The sequence below is a fragment of the Kitasatospora sp. NA04385 genome (genome assembly GCF_013364235.1).
In the GTDB taxonomy this organism is placed as follows: domain Bacteria; phylum Actinomycetota; class Actinomycetes; order Streptomycetales; family Streptomycetaceae; genus Kitasatospora.
The window spans coordinates 7,098,646-7,121,309 of record NZ_CP054919.1 but is presented as its reverse complement, the minus strand read 5'-3'; the positions used below and the strand labels follow the sequence as shown (position 1 = coordinate 7,121,309).

Sequence of the window (22,664 nt, the reverse complement as noted above, 5' to 3'; positions counted from 1 at the left end):
GGCGGCTCACATGCCGGCGATCAGCTTCTCCACCCGCTCGTCGACCGAGCGGAACGGGTCCTTGCACAGCACGGTGCGCTGCGCCTGGTCGTTCAGCTTGAGGTGCACCCAGTCGACGGTGAAGTCGCGGCGCTGCTCCTGGGCGCGGCGGATGAAGTCGCCGCGCAGCCGGGCCCGGGTGGTCTGCGGGGGCACCGACTTGCCCTGGAAGGTCAGCAGGTCGGTGGTGACCCGCTTGGCCTGGCCGTTCTTCTGCAGCAGGTAGAACAGGCCGCGGCGGCGGTGGATGTCGTGGTAGGCGAGGTCGATCTGGGCCACCCGCGGGTTGGACATGGTCATCTGGTGCTTGGCCCGGTACTTCTCGATCAGCTGGTACTTCATGATCCAGTCGATCTCGGTGCCGACCTTGGCCAGGTCCTCGGTGCGCACCGCCTCCAGGGTGCGGCCCCACAGGTCCAGCACCCGGGCCACGGTGCCCTCGTTGAGGCCCTTGCGGTCGGCGAACTCCAGCGCCTTGGTGTAGTACTCCTCCTGGATCTCCAGGGCGGAGGCCTCCCGGCCGTTGGCCAGCCGGACCTGGTGGGTGCCGGTCAGGTCGTGGCTGACCTCGCGGATCGCCCGGATCGGGTTCTCCAGCGTCAGGTCGCGCATCACCACGCCGGCCTCGATCAGCCGCAGCACCAGGTCGGTGGCGCCGACCTTGAGCAGCGTGGTGGTCTCCGACATGTTGGAGTCGCCCACGATGACGTGCAGCCGCCGGTAGCGCTCGGCGTCGGCGTGCGGCTCGTCCCGGGTGTTGATGATCGGGCGGGAGCGGGTGGTGGCGGAGCTGACGCCCTCCCAGATGTGCTCGGCGCGCTGGCTGACGCAGTAGACCGCGCCGCGCGGGGTCTGCAGCACCTTGCCGGCGCCGCAGATCAGCTGCCGCGTCACCAGGAACGGGATCAGCACGTCCGCCAGCCGGGAGAACTCGCCGTGCCGGGCCACCAGGTAGTTCTCGTGGCAGCCGTAGGAGTTGCCGGCCGAGTCGGTGTTGTTCTTGAACAGGTAGACGTCGCCGGCGATGCCCTCCTCGTGCAGCCGCCGCTCGGCGTCCACCAGCAGGCCCTCGAGGATCCGCTCGCCGGACTTGTCGTGGGTGACCAGCTCGGTGACGTCGTCGCACTCGGGGGTCGCGTACTCGGGGTGGGAGCCGACGTCGAGGTAGAGGCGGGCGCCGTTCTTCAGGAAGACGTTGCTGCTGCGGCCCCAGGAGACGACCCGGCGGAAGAGGTAGCGGGCGACCTCGTCCGGCGACAGCCGGCGCTGGCCCCGGAAGGTGCAGGTGACTCCGTACTCGTTCTCCAGCCCGAAAATTCGGCGGTCCATGTGCGACTCTTCTCTGTTCGAAGCTCGGTGGAACCCCTCGGTGGCGGTGGTGGACCGGGCGGGCGGCCCGCCCGGCTGGGGCGGGCCGCCCGGGCGGTCATTCGGTGTCGGCGCCCTGGTCGTCGCCGTCCTCGGCGGCCGCCGACTCGTCGCCGCTGAGCAGCCGGGCCAGCTGGCCGCCCAGGACGCGCTTGAACTTGCGCTGCTGGGGGCGCTTGCGGTCCAGCACCGCGACCTCCAGCTGCTCGGGCGTCATCGCGCGGGGGGTGCCGCCGTTGGGGTCGCGGGCCAGGCCGTCGACCGCCAGCTTGAGCGCCTCCGCGAGGCTCAGCCCGGCGCGGTGGCGCTGGCCGAGGTAGTTGCCGATGGAGTCGGCGTTGCCGCCGACCACCACGGCGTTCTTCTCGTCGACCACCGAGCCGTCGGGGGTGAGCCGGTAGATCTGGTCGTCGGCGTCGGTGCGGCCGACCTCGGCGACGATCAGCTCGACCTCGTAGGGCTTCTCCCCGACCGAGGAGAAGATGGTGCCGAGGGTCTGCGCGTAGACGTTGGCCAGGCCGCGGGCGGTGACGTCGGCCCGGTCGTAGGAGTAGCCGCGCAGGTCGGCGTAGCGGACGCCGCCGATGCGCAGGTTCTCGAACTCGTTGTAGCGGCCGACCGCGGCGAAGGCGATCTTGTCGTAGATCTCGGAGACCTTGTGCAGGGCCCGGGAGGTGTTCTCCGCGACGAACACGATGCCGTCGGCGTAGGTGAGCACGACCACGCTGCGGCCGCGGGCGATGCCCTTGCGGGCGTACTCCGCGCGGTCCGCCATGGCCTGCTGGGGCGAGACGTAGAACGGCGTGGACACCGCCGGTCTCCCTTCGGGTGGTTGGGGCGGACTCAGAGGAGCGGTGCCTGCGGGCCGTTCGGGTGCTCGCGGCGCTGGTCGGTGATGGAGACCGCGATCGCGGAGACCTCGTCCTCGGTGAGCCGGCGGAAGCCGTCCTCGGTGATCAGCGTGACGATCGGGAAGATCTTGCGGGCCAGGTCGGGCCCGCCGGTGGCCGAGTCGTCGTCGGCGGCGTCGTACAGCGCCTGGACGGCGAGGGTGGCGGCCTGGTCGCCGTCGAGCCCCTCCCGGTAGAGCTTCTTCATCGATCCCCGGGCGAACACCGAGCCGGAGCCGGTGGCGGCGAAGCCGGCCCGCTCCTCGGAGCGGCCGCCGGTGACGTCGTAGGTGAAGATCCGGCCGCGGCCGAGGTCGAGGTCGTAGCCGGCGAAGACCGGGACGACCGCGAGGCCCTGCATGGCCATCGCCAGGTTCGAGCGGATCATCGTGGTGAGCCGGTTGGCCTTGCCCTCCAGCGAGAGCACGGTGCCCTCGATCTTCTCGTAGTGCTCCAGCTCCAGCTGGAACAGCCGGACCATCTCGACCGCGAGGCCGGCCGTGCCGGCGATGCCGACGGCGCTGTACTCGTCCGCCGGGAAGACCTTCTCGATGTCCCGCTGGGCGATGACGTTGCCCATGGTGGCGCGGCGGTCGCCGGCCAGCACCACGCCGCCGTCGAAGACCGCGGCGACGATGGTGGTGCCGTGCGGCGCCTCGACCGTCATCCCCTCGGGCAGGGCGCGCCGGCCGGGGAGCAGTTGGGGCGCGTGGCTGTCGAGGAAGTCGAGGAACGAGGAGGAGCCGGGGGTGAGGAAGGCGGCCGGCAGACGCCCGGTGCCACTGAGGTTGGCTTCCACACGTGTCCTTCCGGATCGAAGATCGAAAGTTGCTTGGTGCCCCGGACCCTACCCGCTTCGGGGCCCGGTTCCACGCGCTGCGCGGAGGAGCTTGCGGGAACACGAGGCCGCAGGCGCGCTCAGGGCACACCTGCGGCGCTCGTGGTGCTGTTTTCGGTGGAGGAGGGGGTTACCCCCGCTCACTCGCCGCCCTTCTGGACGAATCCGCGCACGAAATCCTCCGCGTTGGATTCCAGTACCTCGTCGATTTCGTCGAGCACCGAGTCGACGTCGTCGTTGAGCTTTTCCTGGCGCTCCTTGAGGTCGTCCGAGGCCTGAGTTTCCGCGGCCTGCTCCTCGACCTCCTCGGAGGAGCGGTTTGCCCGCTGCTGACCGCCGCCGGTGTCCTTCTCCGCCATTTCCCTCACCCCGCTCGTTCGGTGTTCTCGTTCAACGCTGGCTGCTCACCGGAATGATTCCCCGTCGGGGAAATGTTCACCCCAGGTGATCGAAAAGTTACCCGCCGGAGAGGACGCGCACCAGGTCCTCGGCGGTGCGGCACCGGTCGAGCAGCTCCTTGACGTGCGCCCGGGTGCCGCGCAGCGGCTCCATGGTCGGGACGCGCTGGAGGCTGTCGTGGCCGGGCAGGTCGAAGATGACGGAGTCCCAGGAGGCCGCGGCCACGTGGTCGGCGTACTGCTCCAGGCAGCGGCCGCGGAAGTACGCCCTGGTGTCGTCGGGGGGCTGGGTGACGGCGCGGCGCACCTCGTCCTCGGTGAAGAGCCGGTCGAACCGGCCGCGCGCCTCCAGCCGGTTGTACAGGCCCTTGTCGGCCCGCACGTCGCTGTACTGGAGGTCGACCAGCTGGAGCCGGGGGCTGTCCCACTCCAGGCCGTCGCGCTGCCGGTAGCCCTCCAGGATCTCCTTCTTGGCGATCCAGTCGAGCTGCCGGGACAGGCTCATCGGGTCCCGCTCCAGCCGGACCAGCACGTCCTCCCAGCGGGCCAGCACGTCGGTGGTCTGGTCGTCGGCGTCCTGCCCGTAGCGGTCCTCGACGTACTTGCGGGCCAGCTCGTAGTACTCCATCTGGAGCTGGACGGCGGTGAGCCGGCGGCCGCTGCGCAGCTGGACCAGCTGCTTGAGGTCGGGGTCGTGGGAGACCCGGTGCAGGGTGCGCACGGGCTGGTCGACGGCGAGGTCGACGGCGATGAAGCCGTCCTCGATCATCGACAGCACCAGTGCGGTGGTGCCGAGCTTGAGGTAGGTGGAGATCTCCGACAGGTTGGCGTCGCCGATGATGACGTGCAGCCGGCGGTACTTCTCGGCGTCGGCGTGCGGCTCGTCCCGGGTGTTGATGATGGGGCGCTTGAGCGTGGTCTCCAGCCCGACCTCGACCTCGAAGTAGTCGGCGCGCTGGCTGATCTGGAAGCCGTGGCCGCCGCCCTCCTGCCCGATGCCCACCCGGCCGGCCCCGCACACCACCTGGCGGGAGACGAAGAACGGCGTGAGGTGGCGGACGATGTCGGCGAACGGCGTGGACCGCTGCATCAGGTAGTTCTCGTGGGTGCCGTAGGAGGCGCCCTTGTTGTCCGTGTTGTTCTTGTAGAGCAGGATCCGCTGCCCGTTGGGCAGTTCCAGGGCGCGCTCGGCGGCCGCCGCCATGATCCGCTCGCCGGCCTTGTCCCAGAGCACCGCGTCGCGCGGGTTGGTGACCTCGGGTGAGGAGTACTCGGGGTGGGCGTGGTCGACGTAGAACCGGGCGCCGTTGGTGAGGATGACGTTGGCCAGGCCGATGTCCTCGTCGGTGAGCTGGCTGGAGTCCGCCACGTCCCGGGCCAGGTCGAAGCCCCGGGCGTCGCGGAGCGGGTTCTCCTCCTCGAAGTCCCAGCGGGCGCGGCGCGCCCGGTGCATCGCCGCGGCGTACGCGTTGACGATCTGGGACGAGGTGAGCATGGCGTTGGCGTTGGGGTGGCCGGGCACGGAGATGCCGTACTCGGTCTCGATGCCCATCACGCGCCGTACGGTCATGCGGCCCTCCTGACCTGTGGGTACTGCTGGGTACTGCTGGGTACTGCTCGGTGCTGCCGGTGCAGACGCGCCGTCCGGCTGCGGTGCCCTGCCGAGCGCCGCAGCCGGACGGGGGTTCGTACGCGTGCTACAGGTACTGTCCCGTGTTGGCGACGGTGTCGATGGAGCGGCCGGACTCGGCGCCCTGCTTGCCGGTGACGAGGGTGCGGATGAAGACGATCCGCTCGCCCTTCTTGCCGGAGATGCGGGCCCAGTCGTCCGGGTTGGTGGTGTTGGGCAGGTCCTCGTTCTCCTTGAACTCGTCCACGCAGGCGGCGAGCAGGTGGGAGACGCGCAGACCGCGCTGGCCGTGGTCGAGGTAGTCCTTGATGGCCATCTTCTTGGCCCGGTCCACGATGTTCTGGATCATGGCGCCGGAGTTGAAGTCCTTGAAGAACAGGACCTCCTTGTCACCGTTGGCGTAGGTGACCTCCAGGAAGCGGTTCTCCTCGGTCTCCGAGTACATCCGCTCGACCACCGACTGGATCATGGCGGCGACGGTGACCGACACCGAGCCGTCGTGCTCCTTGAGGTCGTCCGGGTGGAACGGGAGGCTGTCGCGCAGGTACTTGGAGAAGATGTCCTTGGCCGCCTCGGCGTCCGGCCGCTCGATCTTGATCTTGACGTCCAGGCGGCCGGGCCGCAGGATCGCCGGGTCGATCATGTCCTCGCGGTTGGAGGCGCCGATGACGATGACGTTCTCCAGGCCCTCCACGCCGTCGATCTCCGCCAGCAGCTGCGGGACGATGGTGTTCTCCACGTCCGAGCTGACGCCGGAGCCGCGGGTGCGGAACAGCGACTCCATCTCGTCGAAGAAGACGATGACGGGCGTGCCCTCGCTCGCCTTCTCCCGGGCCCGCTGGAAGACCAGGCGGATCTGCCGCTCGGTCTCGCCCACGTACTTGTTGAGCAGCTCGGGGCCCTTGATGTTGAGGAAGTAGCTCTTGCCCTGCGGGCGGCCGGTCACCTCGGCGACCTTCTTGGCCAGCGAGTTGGCCACCGCCTTGGCGATCAGCGTCTTGCCGCAGCCGGGCGGGCCGTAGAGCAGGACGCCCTTGGGCGGCCGGAGCTCGTACTCCTTGAACAGGTCGGCGTGCAGGTAGGGCAGCTCCACCGCGTCCCTGATCTGCTCGATCTGGCCGGCGAGGCCGCCGATCTGCCGGTAGTCGATGTCCGGGACCTCCTCGAGGACCAGCTCCTCGACCTCGGACTTCGGCACCACCTCGTACACGTAGCCGGAGCGGGGCTCCAGCAGCAGGGCGTCACCCGGGCGGAGCGTCACCCCGTGCAGCGGCTCGGCGAGCCGCACCACGCGCTCCTCGTCGGTGTGGCCGGTGACCAGCGCGCGGTCGCCGCCCTCCAGCACCTCCTTGAGGGTGACGATCTCGCCGATCCGCTCGAACGCCATCGCCTCGACGACGTTGAGCGCCTCGTTGAGCATCACCTCCTGGCCGCGGCGCAGCTCGTCCAGCTCGACGCTGGGGCTGACGTTGACCCGGAGCTTGCGGCCCCCGGTGAAGATGTCGGCGGTGCCGTCCTCGTTCTTCTCGAGGAAGGTGCCGAATCCGGCCGGCGGCTGGGCGAGCCGGTCGACCTCCTCCTTGAGGGCCACGATCTGGTCGCGGGCCTCGCGCAGGGTCGCGACGAGCCTCTCGTTCTGGGCGGTCACACCGGCCAGGTTGGTCTGCAGCTCGACGATCCGCTCCTCGAGGATCCTCGATCCTCGCGGGGAATCCGCGAGCCTGCGTCGAAGGACAGCGATCTCCTGCTCGAGGTAGGAGACCTGCGCGGCCTCGTCGGACCCCCGTGCGGGCCTGCCGGCGCTGCGGTCGTACTCGTCATCGTGGGCTGCCACGGTCCTCACCTCCTCCTGGGGGAGCTGGACGACCCAAACCTACCTGGGACCAGGGCGATGTAAACCCCTTAGTGATCAGAAAGGCGGGTCGGGCGTGTCCGGTTGTTCGCCCTGCGTGCTTCCCCTCTTGGTAGAGGAGATGCCCACCGCTCAACGGTTCAAAGCAGCGCGGATGTATCGTGACAGGAATGTCCCCGAATACGGGGCGACCAGAGCAGAAACGGCAGGGGCAATGGCGGGGACGGGCGAGGCACTCGAAGTCTGGATCGACCAGGATCTGTGCACCGGGGACGGCATCTGCGCGCAGTACGCACCCGAGGTCTTCGAACTCGACATCGACGGCCTGGCCTACGTCAAGGGCGCGGACGACGAGCTGCGCCAGCAGCCGGGCGAGAGCGTGCCCGTCCCGCTGACGCTCCTTCAGGACGTGGTGGACTCCGCCAAGGACTGCCCGGGCGACTGCATCCACGTCCGCCGCGCGGCGGACGGCGTCGAGGTCTACGGGCCGGACGCGGACTGACGCCCCGTCGGCCGCCCGCCTGACGCCCCGTCGGACCGGCGGGCGGACGAACCGGCGGGCGGGCTGGCGGACGGACGGGCGGACGGGCCGGCGGCCGCTCAGGCGGTGCGCACCGGCGTGCGGGTCTCGGTCCTCGCCCAGTCGCCGCCCGTCCGGGTCCAGCCCAGTTCGACCTGGAGGTCGGGCGCGTAGCGCGGCACGTCCGGGGAGGAGTAGCCGCTCGCCCGGCCGCGGATCGAGCCGTCGCTGCGGATCGCCAGTTCGGTGACGGTCAGGCCCTCGGTGTCGGGCAGCAGCACGACGGGGGCGCCCTCGGCGGCGACCAGGAACACCCCGTCCGGCGGAGTGCCCATGTCGGCCCGGCAGTGCGCGGCGGCGACGGTCACCGGCCTGCCGTCCAGCACGGCGGCGGCCTTCAGGGTGACCGCGACCGGGAACGGCCCGCAGTCCAGCGGCAGGTGGGCCTTGGCCGGGTCGACCTCGGGCAGCGGCGCGGACGCGGGCAGCGGCGCGGACGCGGGCACCGGCTCGGCCGTCGGGTCGGCGGCCGTCCGACCGGGCGTCACCGCCCCGGTCGCCGAGGTGGCGCCCAGCGCCCCGCCCACCACGGCCGCGCAGCCCGCCACGACCAGCACCCAGTGCTTCAGCCCCGACCGCGCGTGCCCGGGTATCCGACGCTCCGTCACCACGAGACTCCCCTTCACGGTCCGCCCTCTCCGGTCCGCGCATCCTTCCACACCCCCGCGCCCCGCGTGCACCCAGGGGCGCGGGGGCCGGCCCGGGGCGGCGGAACGCGGACAGCCGGGGTGCGGGAGGACGGTGCGCCGTCCTCCCGCACCCCGGCTGCGGGCGGTTCTCCGCCGCCGCTACTGCGGCAGCTCCCGCGCGTCGTGCGAGGCGGCCTCGCGCTGCGCCTTGCGGACGGCGGCGCGCTCGGCGAGGGTGAGCTCGGTCTCCGGACCGGTCTCGTAGTCCTCGCCGTAGGAGCCCTTGGCCGGGCGGCGGCGGCGCAGCGGGGGCTCGACGCCGTCGGCGAGGCGGCGGGCGGTGAGCAGGAAGCCGGTGTGGCCGATCATCCGGTGGTCCGGGCGGACGGCCAGGCCCTCCAGGTGCCAGGTGCGGACCATGGTCTCCCAGGCCTGCGGCTCGGTGAAGCAGCCGTGCTCGCGCAGCGCCTCGACGGTGCGCGACATCTGGGTGGTGGTGGCCACGTAGCAGCAGATCAGGCCGCCGGGGACGAGCGCCTTGGCGGCGACGTCCAGGCACTCCCAAGGGGCGAGCATGTCCAGGATGACCCGGTCGACGTCGGTCTCGACCAGGTTGTCCTGGAGGTCGCCGACGGTGAGCTTCCAGGCCGGGTGCGGGCCGCCGAAGTAGCGCTCGACGTTGCCCTTCGCGATGTCGGCGAAGTCCTGCCGGCGCTCGTAGGAGGCGAGCGTGCCGGTGTCGCCGACGGCGCGCAGCAGGTAGGTGGAGAGGGCGCCGGACCCGACGCCCGCCTCGACCACCCGGGCGCCGGCGAAGATGTCGGCCATGGCCAGGATCTGCCCCGCGTCCTTGGGGTAGATCACGGCCGCGCCGCGCGGCATGGACAGGACGTAGTCGGGGAGCAGGGGGCGCAGCGCGAGGTACGGGACGTTGCCCGTCGTGCGGACGACCGTGCCCTCGGGAGCGCCGATCAGCTCGTCGTGCGGGAACATACCCTTGTGGGTGTGGAACTGGTTCCCGGCCTGGAGCGTGAACGTGTAGTGGCGGCCCTTGGGGTCGGTCAGCTGGACCTGGTCCCCGACCTTGAAGGGCCCGCGTCGGCGGGCGGCACCGGTCGGTTCGGACATGGGGGCCATCCTACGGGAGCCGGAGGGCTGTCCCCGACCACATGATCAGCCCGCGCCCGCGGCCCGGCCCTGGAGGGCGGCGGTGAGGCGGCGTTCGAGGTCGGTGAGGGAGAGCACGCCGTAGACCGAGCCGTCCGGGCGGACCACCAGGTACTCGGTGGCGGGGGCGCGGCGCAGCACGTCGAGGATCTGTTCGCCGGCCAGGTCGACGGGGACGGTGAGGCCGGGTTCGACGTCCCGGGAGACGGCGGTGACGGCGATCCAGGGGCGGCGGTGCTCGGGGACGGCGCTGACCGCGGACTCCTTGACCACGGCGACGGGTTCGCCGCGGCCGTCGACCACCACGATCGCCCCGGCGTGGACCTCGCGGGCCCGGCGCATGGCCTCGCCGAGCGGGGTGTCGGCGGGGACGTCGATGCTGCGGCGGGCCAGCTCGCGGACCTTGAGCCGGGGCAGCACCTCCTTGAGGCGGGCGTTGCGCAGCGAGTTGCCCGCGCCCTGCCAGATGATGAAGCCGAGGATGGCGGCGAGCACGCCGTCGACCATGGCCTCGGTGGCGGAGCGCTCGACGTCCTGGGAGGAGCTGAGGACCGGCAGGCCGAGGACGACGGCGATCGCCAGGGCGCGGCCGACCCAGACCGCGGCCCGGGTGCCCTTCATCGGGTTGCCGGTGACGGCCCAGACGACGGCGCGCAGCATCCGCCCGCCGTCCAGCGGGAGGCCGGGGAGCAGGTTGAAGGCGGCGACGACCAGGTTGGAGACCATCAGGCCGGCGAGCAGCACGCCGGGGACGGTGGCGGGTTCGACGGCGCGCAGGCCGAGCCAGAAGGCGCCGCCGAGCAGCAGCGAGAGCAGCGGGCCGACGAAGGCGAGCCAGAACTCGCGCCAGGGGCGGTCGGCCTCCTTCTCGATCTCGGAGACGCCGCCGAGGAACTGGAGCTGGATGCGGCGCACGCCGAGCTTGTAGCGCAGTCCGACCACGGTGTGGGCGAGCTCGTGGACCAGCACCGAGCCGTAGAAGGCGACGGCGAAGGAGAAGGCCAGCAGGTAGCGGGCGGCGCCGAGGTCGGGCAGGACCTCGGCGAGCCGACTGCCGAAGATCCAGGTGATCAGCGCGGCGACCAGGAACCAGGACGGGGTGACGTAGACGGGCACGCCGAACGGACGGCCCATCAGGATGCCGCCGCGCGGCTGGTCGTCGGGCTTCGGCTTCTCCGGTGCCCGCCCCTCGGTGTCGTCCACCGTGCTCCTTCCGTTCCGCCGTCCGTTGTCGGCCCTGCTGCCGCTGGTGCCTCGTACGCTACGTGATCTCGCCCGGGGAACGGCGGCGCACCCCGCCCTCCCCTTGTCCTATACCCAGCTCTTCGACCCGTTCGCCCGTGCTGTCGGTCCGGTGCAATAGGGTCGTGGCATGCAGCAGACCGACCCTCCGCCCGCTCCGCGGCCGGCCGCCCGGCCGACCGGGCTGTCGCCGTCCCGGGCGGGTGACTTCATGACCTGCCCGCTGCTGTACCGGCTGCGGGTGATCGACCGGCTGCCGGAGCCGCCGTCCGCGGCCGCCACCCGCGGGACGCTGGTGCACGCGGTGCTGGAGCGGCTGTTCGACCACCCGCCGGCCGAGCGCACGCCGCAGCGGGCGCTCGGGCTGCTGGGCCCGCAGTGGGAGCGGTTGCTGGGGGAACGGCCGGAGCTGGCCGAACTGTTCCCGGGCGAGCCGGAGAAGTTGGCCGGCTGGCTGGCGGACGCCGAGAAGCTGGTGGAGAAGTGGTTCCGGCTGGAGGACCCGGCCCGGCTGCACCCGGTGGAGCGGGAGCTGTACGTGGAGACCGCGCTGCCCTCGGGCCTGCTGCTGCGCGGGTACATCGACCGGGTGGACGTCGCGCCGTCCGGCGAGGTGCGGCTGGTGGACTACAAGACCGGCCGGGCTCCCTCGCGGGACTTCGAGGGCCGGGCGATGTTCCAGATGAAGTTCTACGCACTGGTGGTGTGGCGCTGGAAGGGCGTGGTCCCCAAGCGCCTGCAGCTGGTGTACCTGGGCGGCGGCGGGGACGTGGTGACGTACGACCCGGACGAGGCCGACCTGCTGGCGGTGGAGCGGAAGCTGGAGGCGCTGTGGGAGGCGATCTCGGCGGCGGTGGCCACCGGTGACTTCCCGGCGACGCGCAACCGGCTGTGCGACTGGTGCGACCACCGGGCGTCCTGCCCGGAGTTCGGCGGCACTCCCCCGCCGTACCCGCTGCCACTGACCACTGTGACCATTCCCGGCAAGGAGTCGTAGGTGACGATCCGTGTGCTGCTGGTGGACGACCAGCCGCTGCTGCGTACCGGTTTCCGGATGATCCTGGAGGCCGAGTCCGACCTGGTGGTGGTCGGCGAGGCCGGCGACGGGCAGCAGGCGCTGGACCAGGTCCGCGCCCTGCAGCCGGACGTGGTGCTGATGGACATCCGGATGCCGCGGATGGACGGCGTGGAGGCGACCCGGCGGATCGCCGGGCCGGACCGGGACGGCCCGGCCAAGGTGCTGGTGCTGACCACCTTCGACCTGGACGAGTACGTGGTGGAGGCGCTGCGCGCGGGCGCCAGCGGCTTCCTGCTGAAGGACGTGCCGGCCGAGGAGCTGGTGCAGGCGATCCGGGTGGTGGCGGACGGCGCGGCGATGCTGGCCCCGTCGGTGACCCGCCGGCTGCTGGACATGTACGCCACCAAGCTGCCCTCGGGGGACGAGACGCCGCCGCAGGCGCTGACGGTGCTGACCGAGCGCGAGGTGGAGGTGCTGCGGCTGGTGGCGCGCGGCCTGTCGAACGCGGAGATCGCCGCCGAGCTGTTCGTCTCGGAGACCACGGTGAAGACGCACGTCGGCCACGTGCTGACCAAGCTCCAGCTGCGCGACCGGGTGCAGGCGGCGGTGTACGCGTACGAGAGCGGCCTGGTCCGCCCGGGCTCGCTGTAGGCGCCCCCTCGGAACGCCGGACGGCCCGCCACCCCGCAGGGGGTGGCGGGCCGTCCGGCGTGCGGCCGGGCGTCACTGCGAGGTGCGGCCGATCTGCCAGAACCGGAACACGCCGGTGTTGTCCATGGTGCTGTCCACGCCGGTGATGCCGGGGTGGTAGACGTAGAAGGACTTGTTCTGGAACAGCGGGACCATCGGGACGGCGTCGGCCAGGATCTTCTGGATCTGGTCGTAGGCGCCGCCGCCGGAGCGGTCGGTGAGCTTGATCGAGTCGGGCACCAGCTTGTCGGTGATCTGCGGGTTGTTCCAACCGTTGTGGTAGGCGCCGCCGTTGACCACCAGCGGGCTGATGTAGTCGTCGGCGTCGGAGTAGTCGGGCGTCCAGCCGACGGTGTAGGCCTGGTAGCTGCCGTTCTTCCAGCCGGCCTGGTAGGCCGTCCAGTCGGGCTCCTGCTGCACGGTCACCTGGAACAGGCCGCCGTTCTCCAGCTCCTGCTTGACGGCCTCCAGCTCGGCGGCGCCGGCCCGGGCCCGGGACCAGGTCAGGGCGAGCTTGACCGGGGTGTTGACGTGCGCGTTGTTCAGGATGCGCTTGGCCTTGGCCGGGTCGGGCTCGCCGTACTTGTCGAAGAAGGCGGTGTTGTGGCCGGCCACGCCCGCCGGGACGACCGAGTACAGCGGCTGCACGGTGCCCGCGTACACGTCCTGGGAGATCGCCTTGCGGTCGATCAGCTGGGCGGCGGCCTGCCGGACGGCCTGGTTGCCGGCGGTCTCGTCCTTGGTGTTGAAGACCAGGTAGCGGGTGTCGCCGGAGGCGCCCTCGGCGACCCGGAGCTTGCCGGCGCCGGAGAGGTCGTCGGCCCTGATCCTGGCCGCCTCGGCGGGGTCGAGGCTGTTGTCGGTGAGGTCGACCGCCTTGCCGTCCAGGGCGGTCTTCAGCTCCTCGGGCTTGTCGAAGTACTGCACCGTGAACTTGCTGTTGCGCAGCTGCGCGATGCCCTGGTAGCTCGAGTTGGCGCTGAGCTGGACCTTGCTCGGGGCCTTGCCCTTCATCTCGACCGAGTCGATCTTGTAGGGGCCGGAGCCGACCAGGGAGGTGTTGCCGAGCAGCTTGTCCGCCGGGAAGACCTGGTGGTCGACGATCGAGCCGGCCGCGGAGGCCAGCTTGGCCGGGAGCACCGCGTCGGGGCTCTCCAGGTGGAAGACGACGTCGCGGTCGCCGGAGACGTCCACCGAGGCGATGGTGGACAGCAGCGGGCTCGGGCCGGACGGGTCGGCGATCTTCTTGACCCGGTCGATCGAGAACTTGACGTCCTGGGCGGTCAGCGGGTGCCCGTTGGAGAACTTCAGGCCGCTGCGCAGGGTGCACTTGTAGGTGAGGGCGTCGGCGCCGGTGAAGCGGCAGGACTCGGCGGCGTCGGGCTGCGGGTCGGTCGCGCCGGCCGGGAAGCTCAGCAGCGACTGGAAGGTGTTGTTGAGGATCAGCCAGGAACCCGCGTCGTACGCACCGGCCGGGTCGAGCACGCTGGTCACGTTGGTGGTGCCCATGGTGATGGTGCCGTCACCGCCGCCGCCGGCGGCCTTCTCGACGGAGGCGCAGCCGGCGGCCGTGGTGGCGACGAGAGCGGCGCAGCTGAGCGCGGCCAGGCGGTTGGGCGTGGTCATGCGGGGTGGTCTTCCTCACTGCGTGCGGCCGGCTGTCGCCGGTGCCCGTCCGCCCGGCGCCGGGGTCGGGCGGGGCCGCGGGTCTGCTGCGGCCGCGCGCGCCCGTCGTCCCGGGTTTCCCGGGGTGGGCGGCGGCACGGCACGGGGACTGAACGCGCCTTAGCGTGCCACATCGCCTCCGGGCGGTCACCGAGGGTTCGGCGGGTGGCCGCACCTGGTTCGGACGATCTTGTCCCGGCGGTCGACGAGTTGTCTGCCAATGCCCGTTTTCACCCGCGGCGACGGACACGTTCCGCGTACCACCGGGCGCGGAACGAAACCGGCAAAGGGTGCGAGGGAGACGAAGCTCACACCCGGGCGGCGGCCAGGGTGCGCAGCAGGCCGAGGTCGACGTGTTCCAGCGAGGGCAGCACCAGGCGGCCGGGGGCGGGCTCGATGGCGGCGATCGAGGGGACGGCGACGACCGGGCAGCCGGCCGCCTCGGCGGCGGCGACGCCGGTGGGGGTGTCCTCGACGACCACGCAGCGGGCCGGGTCGGCGCCGAGCCGGGCGGCGGCGACCAGGTAGGGGTCGGGGTGCGGCTTGGTCCGGGCGACCTCGTCGCCGGCCACGGTGAAGGCGAAGTGCTGGGCGCCCAGGCTGCGCAGCACGATGTCGATGATGTGCCGGTGCGAGGCGGAGACCAGGGCGGCCGGGACGCCGTGCGCGGCCAGGGTGTTGAGCAGCCGCTCGGCGCCGGGCATCAGCGGGACGCCGCCGTCCAGCAGGTCGACGAAGCGCTGGTTGATCAGGACGGTGAGCTCGGCGGGGCTGAGCCGGGCGCCGGTGCGGCTCAGCAGGTAGTCGATGACCCGGGTCATCGGGCCGCCGACCACGTGGGTGCGGTCCTCGGCGGTGAGCCGGTGGCCGAGTTCGGCGAACAGGTCGACCTCGGCCTGCCACCAGAAGTCCTCGGTGTCGACCAGGGTGCCGTCCATGTCGAGCAGGACGGCGTGCAGGCCGCCGTCCTCGCCGTCTCCGTCGATGCGGACCGGGGTCGAGACCGTCGTCATGCGCGCCGTCCTTCCGGGTGGGGAGCCGGGCGCGGGCGCGTCCGGGGATGGCACGGGCCGGCCCGCTGGTCAGCGGACCGGCCCGTTCAGGATCATCAAGAATACGCCCGCCCGGTCGGATTGCACCGGGCGGCGGTGCGGCGAACGGATGATCTCCGGTGGAAGGTCTAGCGCGCGTTGAAGTACTTGGCCTCGGGGTGGTGGACCACGATGGCGTCGGTCGACTGCTCGGGGTGCAGCTGGTACTCCTCGGAGAGGATCACGCCGACCCGCTCGGGCTTGAGCAGCTCGGCGATCTTGGCCCGGTCCTCCAGCTCGGGGCAGGCGCCGTAGCCGAGCGAGAAGCGCGCGCCGCGGTACTTGAGCGCGAACATGTCCCGGACGTCCTGCGGGTCCTCGTCGCCGAAGCCCAGCTCGTAGCGGACCCGGGCGTGCCAGAACTCGGCCAGCGCCTCGGCGAGCTGGACGGACAGGCCGTGCAGTTCGAGGTAGTCGCGGTAGGAGTCGCCCGCGAACAGCTCGTTGGCGGCCTCGGAGATCCGGTTGCCCATGGTGACCACCTGGAGGCCGACCACGTCGCGCTCGCCGGAGTCCTCCGGGCGGAAGAAGTCGGCCAGGCAGAGCCGGCGGCCGCGGCGCTGGCGGGGGAAGGTGAACCTGGTCAGCTCGGAGCCGTCCTCGCGGTAGAGGATCAGGTCGTCGCCCTTGGAGTTGGCCGGGAAGTAGCCGTAGACCACGGCGGGCTCCAGCCAGCCCTCGGTCTGCAGCCGGTCCAGCCAGCCGCGCAGCCGCGGGCGGCCCTCGGTCTCCACCAGCTCCTCGTAGGACGGGCCGCCGGAGCGGCCGCCCTTGAGGCCCCACTGGCCCTTGAACAGGGCGTCCTCGTCCAGCCAGGAGGCGTAGTCCTGGAACGGGATGCCCTTGACGATCCGGTCGCCCCAGAACGGCGGGGTCGGGATCCGGTTGTCGACGGCCACGTCGGAGCGGATCTGGCCGAGGTTGACCTCCTCCGGCTCCTCCACCTCGACCCGGGCGTGCCGGCGCTTGCGCAGCTCGGGCAGGGCGGCACCGGGGACGCCGCGCTTGATGCCGATCAGCGCGTCCATCAGCCGCAGGCCCTCGAAGGCGTCGCGGGCGTAGCGGACCTCGCCGTCGTAGATCTCGTGCAGGTCCTGCTCGACGTAGGCGCGGGTGAGGGCGGCGCCGCCGAGGATGACCGGGAAGTCGGCGGCCAGCGCGCGCTGGTTGAGCTCCTCCAGGTTCTCCTTCATGATCACCGTGGACTTCACCAGCAGGCCGGACATGCCGATCACGTCGGCCTTGTGCTCCTGGGCGGCCTCGACGATCGCCGACACCGGCTGCTTGATGCCCAGGTTGACGACGTTGTAGCCGTTGTTGGACAGGATGATGTCGACCAGGTTCTTGCCGATGTCGTGCACGTCGCCCTTGACGGTGGCCAGCACGATGGTGCCCTTGCCCTCGCTGTCGGACTTCTCCATGTGCGGTTCGAGGTGCGCGACGGCGGCCTTCATCACCTCGGCGGACTGCAGCACGAACGGCAGCTGCATCTCGCCGGAGCCGAACAGCTCGCCGACCACCTTCATGCCGGACAGCAGCGTGTCGTTGATGATCTCCAGCGCCGGGCGCTCGACCAGCGCCGCCTCCAGGTCGGCCTCCAGGCCGTTGCGCTCGCCGTCGATGATCCGGCGCTGCAGGCGCTCCTCCAGCGGGAGGGCGGCCAGCTCCTCGGCCTTGGACGCGGCGGAGGAGGCGGCGGAGACGCCCTCGAAGAGCTGGAGCAGCTTCTGCAGCGGGTCGTAGCCCTCGCTGCGCCGGTCGTAGACCAGGTCGAGGGCGGTCTGCCGGCGGTCCTCGGGGATGCGGTTCATCGGGAGGATCTTGGCGGCGTGCACGATCGCGGAGTCCAGGCCGGCCTCCACGCACTCGTGCAGGAAGACCGAGTTGACCACCTGGCGGGCGGCCGGGTTGAGGCCGAAGGAGATGTTCGACAGGCCCAGGGTGGTCTGCACCTCCGGGTGGCGGCGCTTGAGCTCGCGGATCGCCTCGATGGTCTCGATGCCGTCCCGGCGGGACTCCTCCTGGCCGGTGGCCAGGGTGAAGGCCAGGCAGTCGACCAGGATCGAGCTCTCGTGGATGCCGTACTCGCGGCCCAGCTGCTCGATCAGCCGCTCGGCGATGGCGACCTTGGTCTCGGCGGTGCGGGCCTGGCCCTGCTCGTCGATGGTGAGCGCGATCAGGCCGGCGCCGTGCTCGCGGGCCAGCGCGGCGATCTTCCCGAACCGGGTGTCGGGGCCGTCGCCGTCCTCGTAGTTGACCGAGTTGAGCACCGCGCGGCCGCCGAGCATCTCCAGGCCGGCCTTGAGCACCGGCGGCTCGGTGGAGTCCAGCACGATCGGCAGGGTGGAAGCGGTGGCCAGCCGGCCGGCGATCTCGCGCATGTCGGCGACGCCGTCGCGGCCGACGTAGTCGACGCACAGGTCGAGCAGGTGGGCGCCCTCGCGGATCTGCTCGCGGGCGATCTCCACGCAGGTCTGCCAGTCCCCCGCGATCATCGACTCGCGGAACTTCTTCGAGCCGTTGGCGTTGGTGCGCTCGCCGATCGCCAGGTAGGAGGTGTCCTGCCGGAACGGCACCGCCTGGTACAGCGAGGCGGCGGCCGCCTCGGGGTGCGGGTCGCGCGGGGTGATCGGCAGGCCCTGGACCCGCTCGACCACCTGGCGCAGGTGCTCGGGGGTGGTGCCGCAGCAGCCGCCGACCAGGGACAGGCCGTAGTCGCGGACGAAGCCCTCGTGGGCGTCGGCGAGTTCGGCCGGGCTGAGCGGGTAGTGCGCGCCGTCCTTGGTGAGCACCGGCAGGCCGGCGTTGGGCATGCAGGACAGGCCGACCTTGGCGTTCTTCGCCAGGTAGCGCAGGTGCTCGCTCATCTCGGCCGGGCCGGTGGCGCAGTTCATGCCGATGAAGTCGATGCCGAGCGGCTCCAGCGCGGTCAGCGCGGCGCCGATCTCGGAGCCCAGCAGCATGGTGCCGGTGGTCTCCACGGTGACCTGGGCCAGGACCGGCAGGCTCACCCCGGCCTCGGCCAGGGCGGCCTGACAGCCCAGCACCGAGGCCTTGGTCTGCAGCAGGTCCTGGCTGGTCTCGATCAGCAGCGCGTCGACGCCGCCGGCGATCAGGCCCGCGGCGTTCTGCCGGAAGCCCTCGCGGACCACCTCGAAGGTGGTGTGGCCGAGCGTCGGCAGCTTGGTGCCCGGGCCGATCGAGCCGAGCACCCAGCGGACCCGGCCGTCCTGCGCGGTGAAGGCGTCGGCGGTCTCGCGGGCGATCCGGGCGCCCGCCTCGGACAGCTCGAAGATCCGCTCGGGGATGTCGTACTCGCTGAGCGCCCAGTGGTTGGCGCCGAAGGTGTTGGTCTCCACGCAGTCCACGCCGACCGAGAAGTACGCCTCGTGCACCGAGCGCACGATGTCGGGGCGGGTGATGTTCAGGACCTCGTTGCAGCCCTCCAGCTGCTGGAAGTCCTCCATCGTCGGGTCCTGCGCCTGGAGCATCGTGCCCATCGCCCCGTCGGCGACCACGACTCGGGTGGCGAGGGCCTCTCGCAGGGCATCGGCGCGGTCCTGCCGGGCGGACGTGGATACAACGGTGGCCATGTGGCTGCTCCCTGAGTGCGACGGCTGTCGGCTATGCGCCCCGCCTGGACCGGGGGTGCACCCCGCCAGGGTATCGGTCCCCCGGGGTCCGGACGGAACCCGTTTCGCATCCTGGGCGTCCTTGTCCACCGGAAGGGAGCACGATCATGCCCACTTCGGGGGAACGGAGCCGGTGGAAGCGCGTCCGGCGCGCCCTGCGTGCGTCCGAATGGCGGACACTGCCCGCCCGGGCGCGCCGCCGCTGGCGGGAGCGGACCCGGTGGAGCCGGCGCCGGCGCGTACTGACCGCGCTCGGGACCGCGCTCGCCCTGGTGGTCCTGCCGGTGTTCGGCGCGGCCGCGGCGCTGCGCTGGGAGTACGCCGGGGAGCCGGCCGCGGACGCCCGCACCCGCGGCAAGGACGCGATCTGGCTGGGCCACGCCTGGGTCGACGGGCGGCGCACGCCGGAGGAGCTGTCGGCGCTGGCCGCGCGGGTGCGCAGCACCGGCATCCACGACCTGTACGTGCACACCGGGCCGCTGGAGCACGACGGCTCGCTCGACCCGGGGCTGGCGCCCGGCGCGGCGGACTTCCTGGCCCGGGCGCACGCGGCGATGCCGGGGGTGCGGGTCCAGTCCTGGCTGGGTGACGTGGTGGCGCCGGAGAAAGAGGGCCTGCACCTGGACCGCGCCGACGTCCGGGACCGGATCGCCGGCTCCGCCCGGCAGGTCCTCGACCTGGGCTTCGACGGCGTCCACTTCGACCTGGAGCCGGTGCACTCGGGCTCGTCCGGCTTCCTGGCCCTGCTCGACCAGGTGCACGCGCTGACCGCCGCCCGGGCGGTGCCGCTGTCCATCGCCGCCCCGCAGATCGACCCGGTGCCCGGGCTCGGCCGGGTCACCTTCGCGCTGAGCGACCACGGCAAGTACTGGTCGGCCGGGTACTTCGCGGCGGCGGCGCGGCGGGTCGACCAGGTCGCGGTGATGTCGTACGACACCTCGATGCCGGTGGAGTCGCTGTACGGCGGCTACGTCGCCCGGCAGACCTCGCTGGCCCTCGCCAACACCCCGCCGGACGTCGACCTGCTGATGGGCCTGCCCGCGTACTGGGCGGACACGCCCTCGCACCGGGGCGACGCCGAGACCGTCCGTGCGGCGGTCCGCGGCGCCCGGCTGGGCCTGGGCCCGGGCGGGCGGCGGAACTTCGGCCTCGCCCTGTACGTCGACTTCGCGGCGACGCCGGACCACTGGGCGGCGTACCGGGACGGCTGGTGCACCTAGCCGCGCGTGCGACGGGACGCGGAAGGGGCCGCACCGTTCTCCGTGGGAGGGCGGTGCGGCCCCGGGGCTGCCGGGTCCGTCCGGGTCAGGGCGGGCGGATCCAGGCGGCCGTGTCGGGGGGCGACCGGCCGTCGGTCAGCGGCCCGCTGGTGAGCAGCAGGGCGTCGTGCGCGGGCGGGTCGACCGGCCTCCCCGCCCCCCGTCGGTGCGCCGCCCGGTCGTGTCCTACCGGAGCCAGACGGCCGTGTCGGTGGGGAGCAGGCCGTCGGTCAGCGGGCCGGAGGCGAGCAGGACCTCGCCGTCGAGCGGGAGCGGCGAGGCGGAGAGGTTGACCAGGCAGCGGACGTCGCCGCGGCGGAAGGCGAGGACGCCCTCGGGGGCCGCGGGGAGCCAGGCGAAGTCGCCGCGCAGCTCGCGGCGCAGCCGGATGGCCTCGCGGTAGAGGGTGAGCATGGAGGCCGGGTCGCCGCTCTGGGCCTCGACGGTGAGCGGGGCCCAGTCGAGGGGCTGCGGCAGCCAGGGGTCCTTGCCGTCCCGGGTGAAGCCGTAGGGCGGGTGGGTGCCGCTCCAGGGCAGCGGGACGCGGCAGCCGTCGCGGCCGGGGTCGGTGCCGCCGGAGCGGAAGTGCATCGGGTCCTGGAGGGTGTCCAGCGGGAGGTCCTCGACCTCGGGCAGGCCGAGCTCCTCGCCCTGGTAGAGGTAGAGGGCGCCGGGCAGGGCCGTGCTGAGCAGGGCGGCGGCGCGGGCCCGGCGGCGGCCGAGGTCGAGGTCGGTGGGGGTGCCGAAGGACTTGGTGGCGAACTGGAAGCGGGTGTCCTCGCGGCCGTAGCGGGTGACGGTGCGGGTGATGTCGTGGTTGGCGAGCACCCAGGTGGCGGGGGCGCCGACGGGGGCGTGCGCGGCGAGCGTGGTGTCGATGGACTCGCGCAGCGCGGCGGCGTCCCAGGGGCGGGCCAGGAAGTCGAAGTTGAACGCGGTGTGCATCTCGTCCGGGCGCAGGTAGCGGGCGAAGCGTTCGGCGTCGGGGACCCAGATCTCGCCGATCAGGACGCGCGGCGGGTTGTAGGAGTCGGCGACGGCCCGCCAGCTGCGGTAGATCTCGTGCAGGTCGTCGCGGTCGACGTAGGGGTGCGGGCGGCCGGGTTCGACGTCGGCGAGCTCGGGGTCCTTGGTGAGCAGGCCCGCGGAGTCGATCCGGACGCCGGCGGCGCCGCGGTCGAACCAGAAGCGCAGGATCTCCAGGTGCTCCTCGCGGACGGCGGGGTGGTCCCAGTTGAGGTCGGGCTGGGCGGCGGCGAACAGGTGCAGGTACCACTGGCCGTCGGGGAGGCGGGTCCAGGGGCAGCCGCCGAACTCGGACTTCCAGTCGTTGGGCGGGAGTTCGCCGTCCGCGCCGCGGCCCTCGCGGAAGTGGAACAGCTCGCGCTCGGGGCTGCCGGGCTCGGCGGCCAGGGCGGCCTGGAACCAGGGGTGCCGGTCGGAGACGTGGTTGGGGACGATGTCGACGATGGTGCGCAGGCCGAGCTGCTGGGCCTCGTCGATGAGCAGTTCGGCCTCCTCCAGGGTGCCGAAGACCGGCTCGACGCCGCGGTAGTCGGCGACGTCGTAGCCGCCGTCGGCCATCGGGGACGGGTACCAGGGGTTGAACCAGATCGCGCCGACGCCGAGTTCGGCCAGGTAGGGCAGGCGGGCGCGTACTCCGGCCAGGTCGCCGACGCCGTCGCCGTTGCCGTCGGCGAAGGAGCGGGGGTAGACCTGGTAGATCGCGGCGTCGCGCCACCACTCGGGGGTCGCGGGCTGATGTGCCACGGCGGGTTGTCCTTTCGGGAGGTGACGGAGCGTCAGCCCTTGACGGAGCCGGCGGTGAGGCCGGCCATGATGTTGCGCTGGAAGATCAGGAAGAACACCACGGTCGGCGCGGAGGCGATGGCCAGCGCGGCGATGATGACGTTCTGCGGGACGCCGGTGGACAGCGAGGTGATGCCGATGTTGAGCGTCTGGTTCTTCGGGTCGGTCTGCACCAGCAGCGGCCAGAGGAAGTCCTTCCAGACGTTGACCACGGCGAAGATGGAGACCACGCCGAGGATCGGCCGGGACATCGGCAGGACGATCGACCACAGGGTGCGCAGCGGTCCGGCGCCGTCGACCGAGGCGGCGGCCAGCAGTTCGTCCGGGATGGAGTCGAAGAACCGCTTCAGCAGGAAGATGTTGAAGGCGTTGGCGACGGTGGGCAGCCAGATCGCCCAGGGGGTGTTGACCAGGTTGACGTGCAGCAGCGGCAGGTCGAGCACGGTCAGGTACTGCGGGACGATGAGCACCGCGGAGGGGATCATCAGGGTGGCCAGCATCATGCCGAGGATGACGTTGCCGAGCACCGGGCGGAGCTTGGAGAGCGCGTAGGCGGCGGCGACGTCGAAGACCAGCTGGAAGGCGAGCGCGCCGAACGCGTAGTAGAGCGTGTTGAACAGCAGCCGGCCCATCCGCATCTTCGACCAGGCTTCGCCGTAGGTGTCGAAGTGGACCGAGTGCGGGAAGAACGTCGGCGGGCTCTGGATGACCTCCTGGGTGGTCTTCAGGCCGCCGGTGACCAGCCAGTAGAGCGGGCCGAGGAAGACCAGGGTGAAGCCGCCCACCACGAGGCAGAGCACGATCCAGTAGGCGATCTTCCCGCCGCGGCGGTTGAGCTGGGTGTCGGATATCAGGGTGCGCACGGCG

The 22,664-nt window shown here is 71.8% G+C and carries 18 protein-coding genes; 4 read left to right on the top strand and 14 right to left on the bottom strand.

What is annotated here, in order from left to right; all coding sequences use genetic code 11:
* Window positions 1-6: 6 nt before the first annotated feature.
* The 6 genes from pafA to arc all read right to left on the bottom strand — a co-directional run bounded on the left by pafA (window position 7) and on the right by arc (window position 6,997).
* Window positions 7-1,368, bottom strand: coding sequence for a Pup--protein ligase (pafA, locus tag HUT16_RS31440; protein ID WP_176191410.1), 1,362 nt, complete (start codon window positions 1,366-1,368; stop codon window positions 7-9).
* Between the two features lie 97 nt (window positions 1,369-1,465).
* The gene (gene prcA / locus HUT16_RS31435; protein WP_176191409.1) at window positions 1,466-2,218 is read right to left on the bottom strand and encodes a proteasome subunit alpha; all 753 of its coding nucleotides are present in this window, start codon (window positions 2,216-2,218) and stop codon (window positions 1,466-1,468) included.
* Window positions 2,219-2,250: 32 nt separating this feature from the next.
* Window positions 2,251-3,096, bottom strand: coding sequence for a proteasome subunit beta (gene prcB, locus HUT16_RS31430; protein ID WP_176191408.1), 846 nt, complete (start codon window positions 3,094-3,096; stop codon window positions 2,251-2,253).
* 179 nt (window positions 3,097-3,275) lie between these two features.
* A complete protein-coding gene (locus HUT16_RS31425) occupies window positions 3,276-3,494 on the bottom strand; it encodes a ubiquitin-like protein Pup (protein WP_176191407.1) in 219 nt (72 codons plus the stop codon).
* Window positions 3,495-3,591: 97 nt separating this feature from the next.
* A complete protein-coding gene (gene dop / locus HUT16_RS31420; protein ID WP_176191406.1) occupies window positions 3,592-5,103 on the bottom strand; it encodes a depupylase/deamidase Dop in 1,512 nt (503 codons plus the stop codon).
* Between the two features lie 127 nt (window positions 5,104-5,230).
* The gene (gene arc, locus HUT16_RS31415) at window positions 5,231-6,997 is read right to left on the bottom strand and encodes a proteasome ATPase (RefSeq protein WP_176191405.1); all 1,767 of its coding nucleotides are present in this window, start codon (window positions 6,995-6,997) and stop codon (window positions 5,231-5,233) included.
* A gap of 232 nt (window positions 6,998-7,229) precedes the next feature.
* Between arc and HUT16_RS31410 the strand changes: the two genes are divergently transcribed.
* Complete coding sequence (locus HUT16_RS31410) at window positions 7,230-7,517, top strand: ferredoxin (RefSeq protein WP_033212814.1); 288 nt, start codon at window positions 7,230-7,232, stop codon at window positions 7,515-7,517.
* Window positions 7,518-7,615: 98 nt separating this feature from the next.
* Here HUT16_RS31410 and HUT16_RS31405 read toward each other — a convergent pair whose 3' ends face one another.
* From HUT16_RS31405 to HUT16_RS31395, 3 genes are all read right to left on the bottom strand, one after another.
* On the bottom strand, window positions 7,616-8,203 hold the full coding sequence (locus HUT16_RS31405; protein WP_254898074.1) for a hypothetical protein: 588 nt from the start codon (window positions 8,201-8,203) through the stop codon (window positions 7,616-7,618).
* Between the two features lie 180 nt (window positions 8,204-8,383).
* Window positions 8,384-9,352, bottom strand: a complete 969-nt coding sequence (locus HUT16_RS31400) for a tRNA (adenine-N1)-methyltransferase (RefSeq protein ID WP_176191404.1) — start codon at window positions 9,350-9,352, stop codon at window positions 8,384-8,386.
* Between the two features lie 45 nt (window positions 9,353-9,397).
* The gene (locus HUT16_RS31395; protein ID WP_176191403.1) at window positions 9,398-10,594 is read right to left on the bottom strand and encodes a site-2 protease family protein; all 1,197 of its coding nucleotides are present in this window, start codon (window positions 10,592-10,594) and stop codon (window positions 9,398-9,400) included.
* Between the two features lie 169 nt (window positions 10,595-10,763).
* On the opposite strand from HUT16_RS31395, the gene HUT16_RS31390 reads away from it, so the two are divergent.
* Together HUT16_RS31390 and HUT16_RS31385 are read left to right on the top strand one after the other, a co-directional pair.
* The gene (locus HUT16_RS31390; protein WP_176191402.1) at window positions 10,764-11,630 is read left to right on the top strand and encodes a RecB family exonuclease; all 867 of its coding nucleotides are present in this window, start codon (window positions 10,764-10,766) and stop codon (window positions 11,628-11,630) included.
* Complete coding sequence (locus HUT16_RS31385; protein WP_176191401.1) at window positions 11,631-12,302, top strand: response regulator transcription factor; 672 nt, start codon at window positions 11,631-11,633, stop codon at window positions 12,300-12,302.
* A gap of 72 nt (window positions 12,303-12,374) precedes the next feature.
* Here HUT16_RS31385 and HUT16_RS31380 read toward each other — a convergent pair whose 3' ends face one another.
* From HUT16_RS31380 to metH, 3 genes are all read right to left on the bottom strand, one after another.
* Window positions 12,375-13,967 (bottom strand): ABC transporter substrate-binding protein, encoded by a 1,593-nt coding sequence (locus HUT16_RS31380; RefSeq protein ID WP_176191400.1) that lies wholly within the window; start codon window positions 13,965-13,967, stop codon window positions 12,375-12,377.
* A 347-nt stretch (window positions 13,968-14,314) separates the two neighbouring features.
* On the bottom strand, window positions 14,315-15,019 hold the full coding sequence (locus HUT16_RS31375) for an HAD family phosphatase (protein WP_176191399.1): 705 nt from the start codon (window positions 15,017-15,019) through the stop codon (window positions 14,315-14,317).
* 167 nt (window positions 15,020-15,186) lie between these two features.
* A complete protein-coding gene (gene metH / locus HUT16_RS31370) occupies window positions 15,187-18,690 on the bottom strand; it encodes a methionine synthase (protein WP_176191398.1) in 3,504 nt (1,167 codons plus the stop codon).
* A 146-nt stretch (window positions 18,691-18,836) separates the two neighbouring features.
* Here metH and HUT16_RS31365 point away from each other — a divergent pair, with 146 nt between their 5' ends.
* On the top strand, window positions 18,837-19,949 hold the full coding sequence (locus HUT16_RS31365) for a hypothetical protein (protein WP_176191397.1): 1,113 nt from the start codon (window positions 18,837-18,839) through the stop codon (window positions 19,947-19,949).
* Between the two features lie 225 nt (window positions 19,950-20,174).
* Here the strand turns inward: HUT16_RS31365 and HUT16_RS31360 are convergent, their stop codons facing one another.
* Window positions 20,175-21,758 (bottom strand): glycoside hydrolase family 13 protein, encoded by a 1,584-nt coding sequence (locus tag HUT16_RS31360; protein ID WP_176191396.1) that lies wholly within the window; start codon window positions 21,756-21,758, stop codon window positions 20,175-20,177.
* Between the two features lie 32 nt (window positions 21,759-21,790).
* A complete protein-coding gene (locus HUT16_RS31355; RefSeq protein WP_176191395.1) occupies window positions 21,791-22,660 on the bottom strand; it encodes a carbohydrate ABC transporter permease in 870 nt (289 codons plus the stop codon).
* Window positions 22,661-22,664: the final 4 nt, after the last annotated feature.

Excerpts from the sequence above, each read along its gene's own strand:
- HUT16_RS31425 (WP_176191407.1), bottom strand. The coding sequence starts at position 3,494 with ATGGCGGAGAAGGACACCGGCGGCGGTCAGCAGCGGGCAAACCGCTCC.
- pafA (WP_176191410.1), bottom strand. The coding sequence starts at position 1,368 with ATGGACCGCCGAATTTTCGGGCTGGAGAACGAGTACGGAGTCACCTGC.
- metH (WP_176191398.1), bottom strand. The coding sequence starts at position 18,690 with ATGGCCACCGTTGTATCCACGTCCGCCCGGCAGGACCGCGCCGATGCC.
- HUT16_RS31390 (WP_176191402.1), top strand. The coding sequence starts at position 10,764 with ATGCAGCAGACCGACCCTCCGCCCGCTCCGCGGCCGGCCGCCCGGCCG.
- HUT16_RS31400 (WP_176191404.1), bottom strand. The coding sequence starts at position 9,352 with ATGTCCGAACCGACCGGTGCCGCCCGCCGACGCGGGCCCTTCAAGGTC.
- HUT16_RS31365 (WP_176191397.1), top strand. The coding sequence starts at position 18,837 with ATGCCCACTTCGGGGGAACGGAGCCGGTGGAAGCGCGTCCGGCGCGCC.
- HUT16_RS31375 (WP_176191399.1), bottom strand. The coding sequence starts at position 15,019 with ATGACGACGGTCTCGACCCCGGTCCGCATCGACGGAGACGGCGAGGAC.
- HUT16_RS31380 (WP_176191400.1), bottom strand. The coding sequence starts at position 13,967 with ATGACCACGCCCAACCGCCTGGCCGCGCTCAGCTGCGCCGCTCTCGTC.
- HUT16_RS31410 (WP_033212814.1), top strand. The coding sequence starts at position 7,230 with ATGGCGGGGACGGGCGAGGCACTCGAAGTCTGGATCGACCAGGATCTG.
- dop (WP_176191406.1), bottom strand. The coding sequence starts at position 5,103 with ATGACCGTACGGCGCGTGATGGGCATCGAGACCGAGTACGGCATCTCC.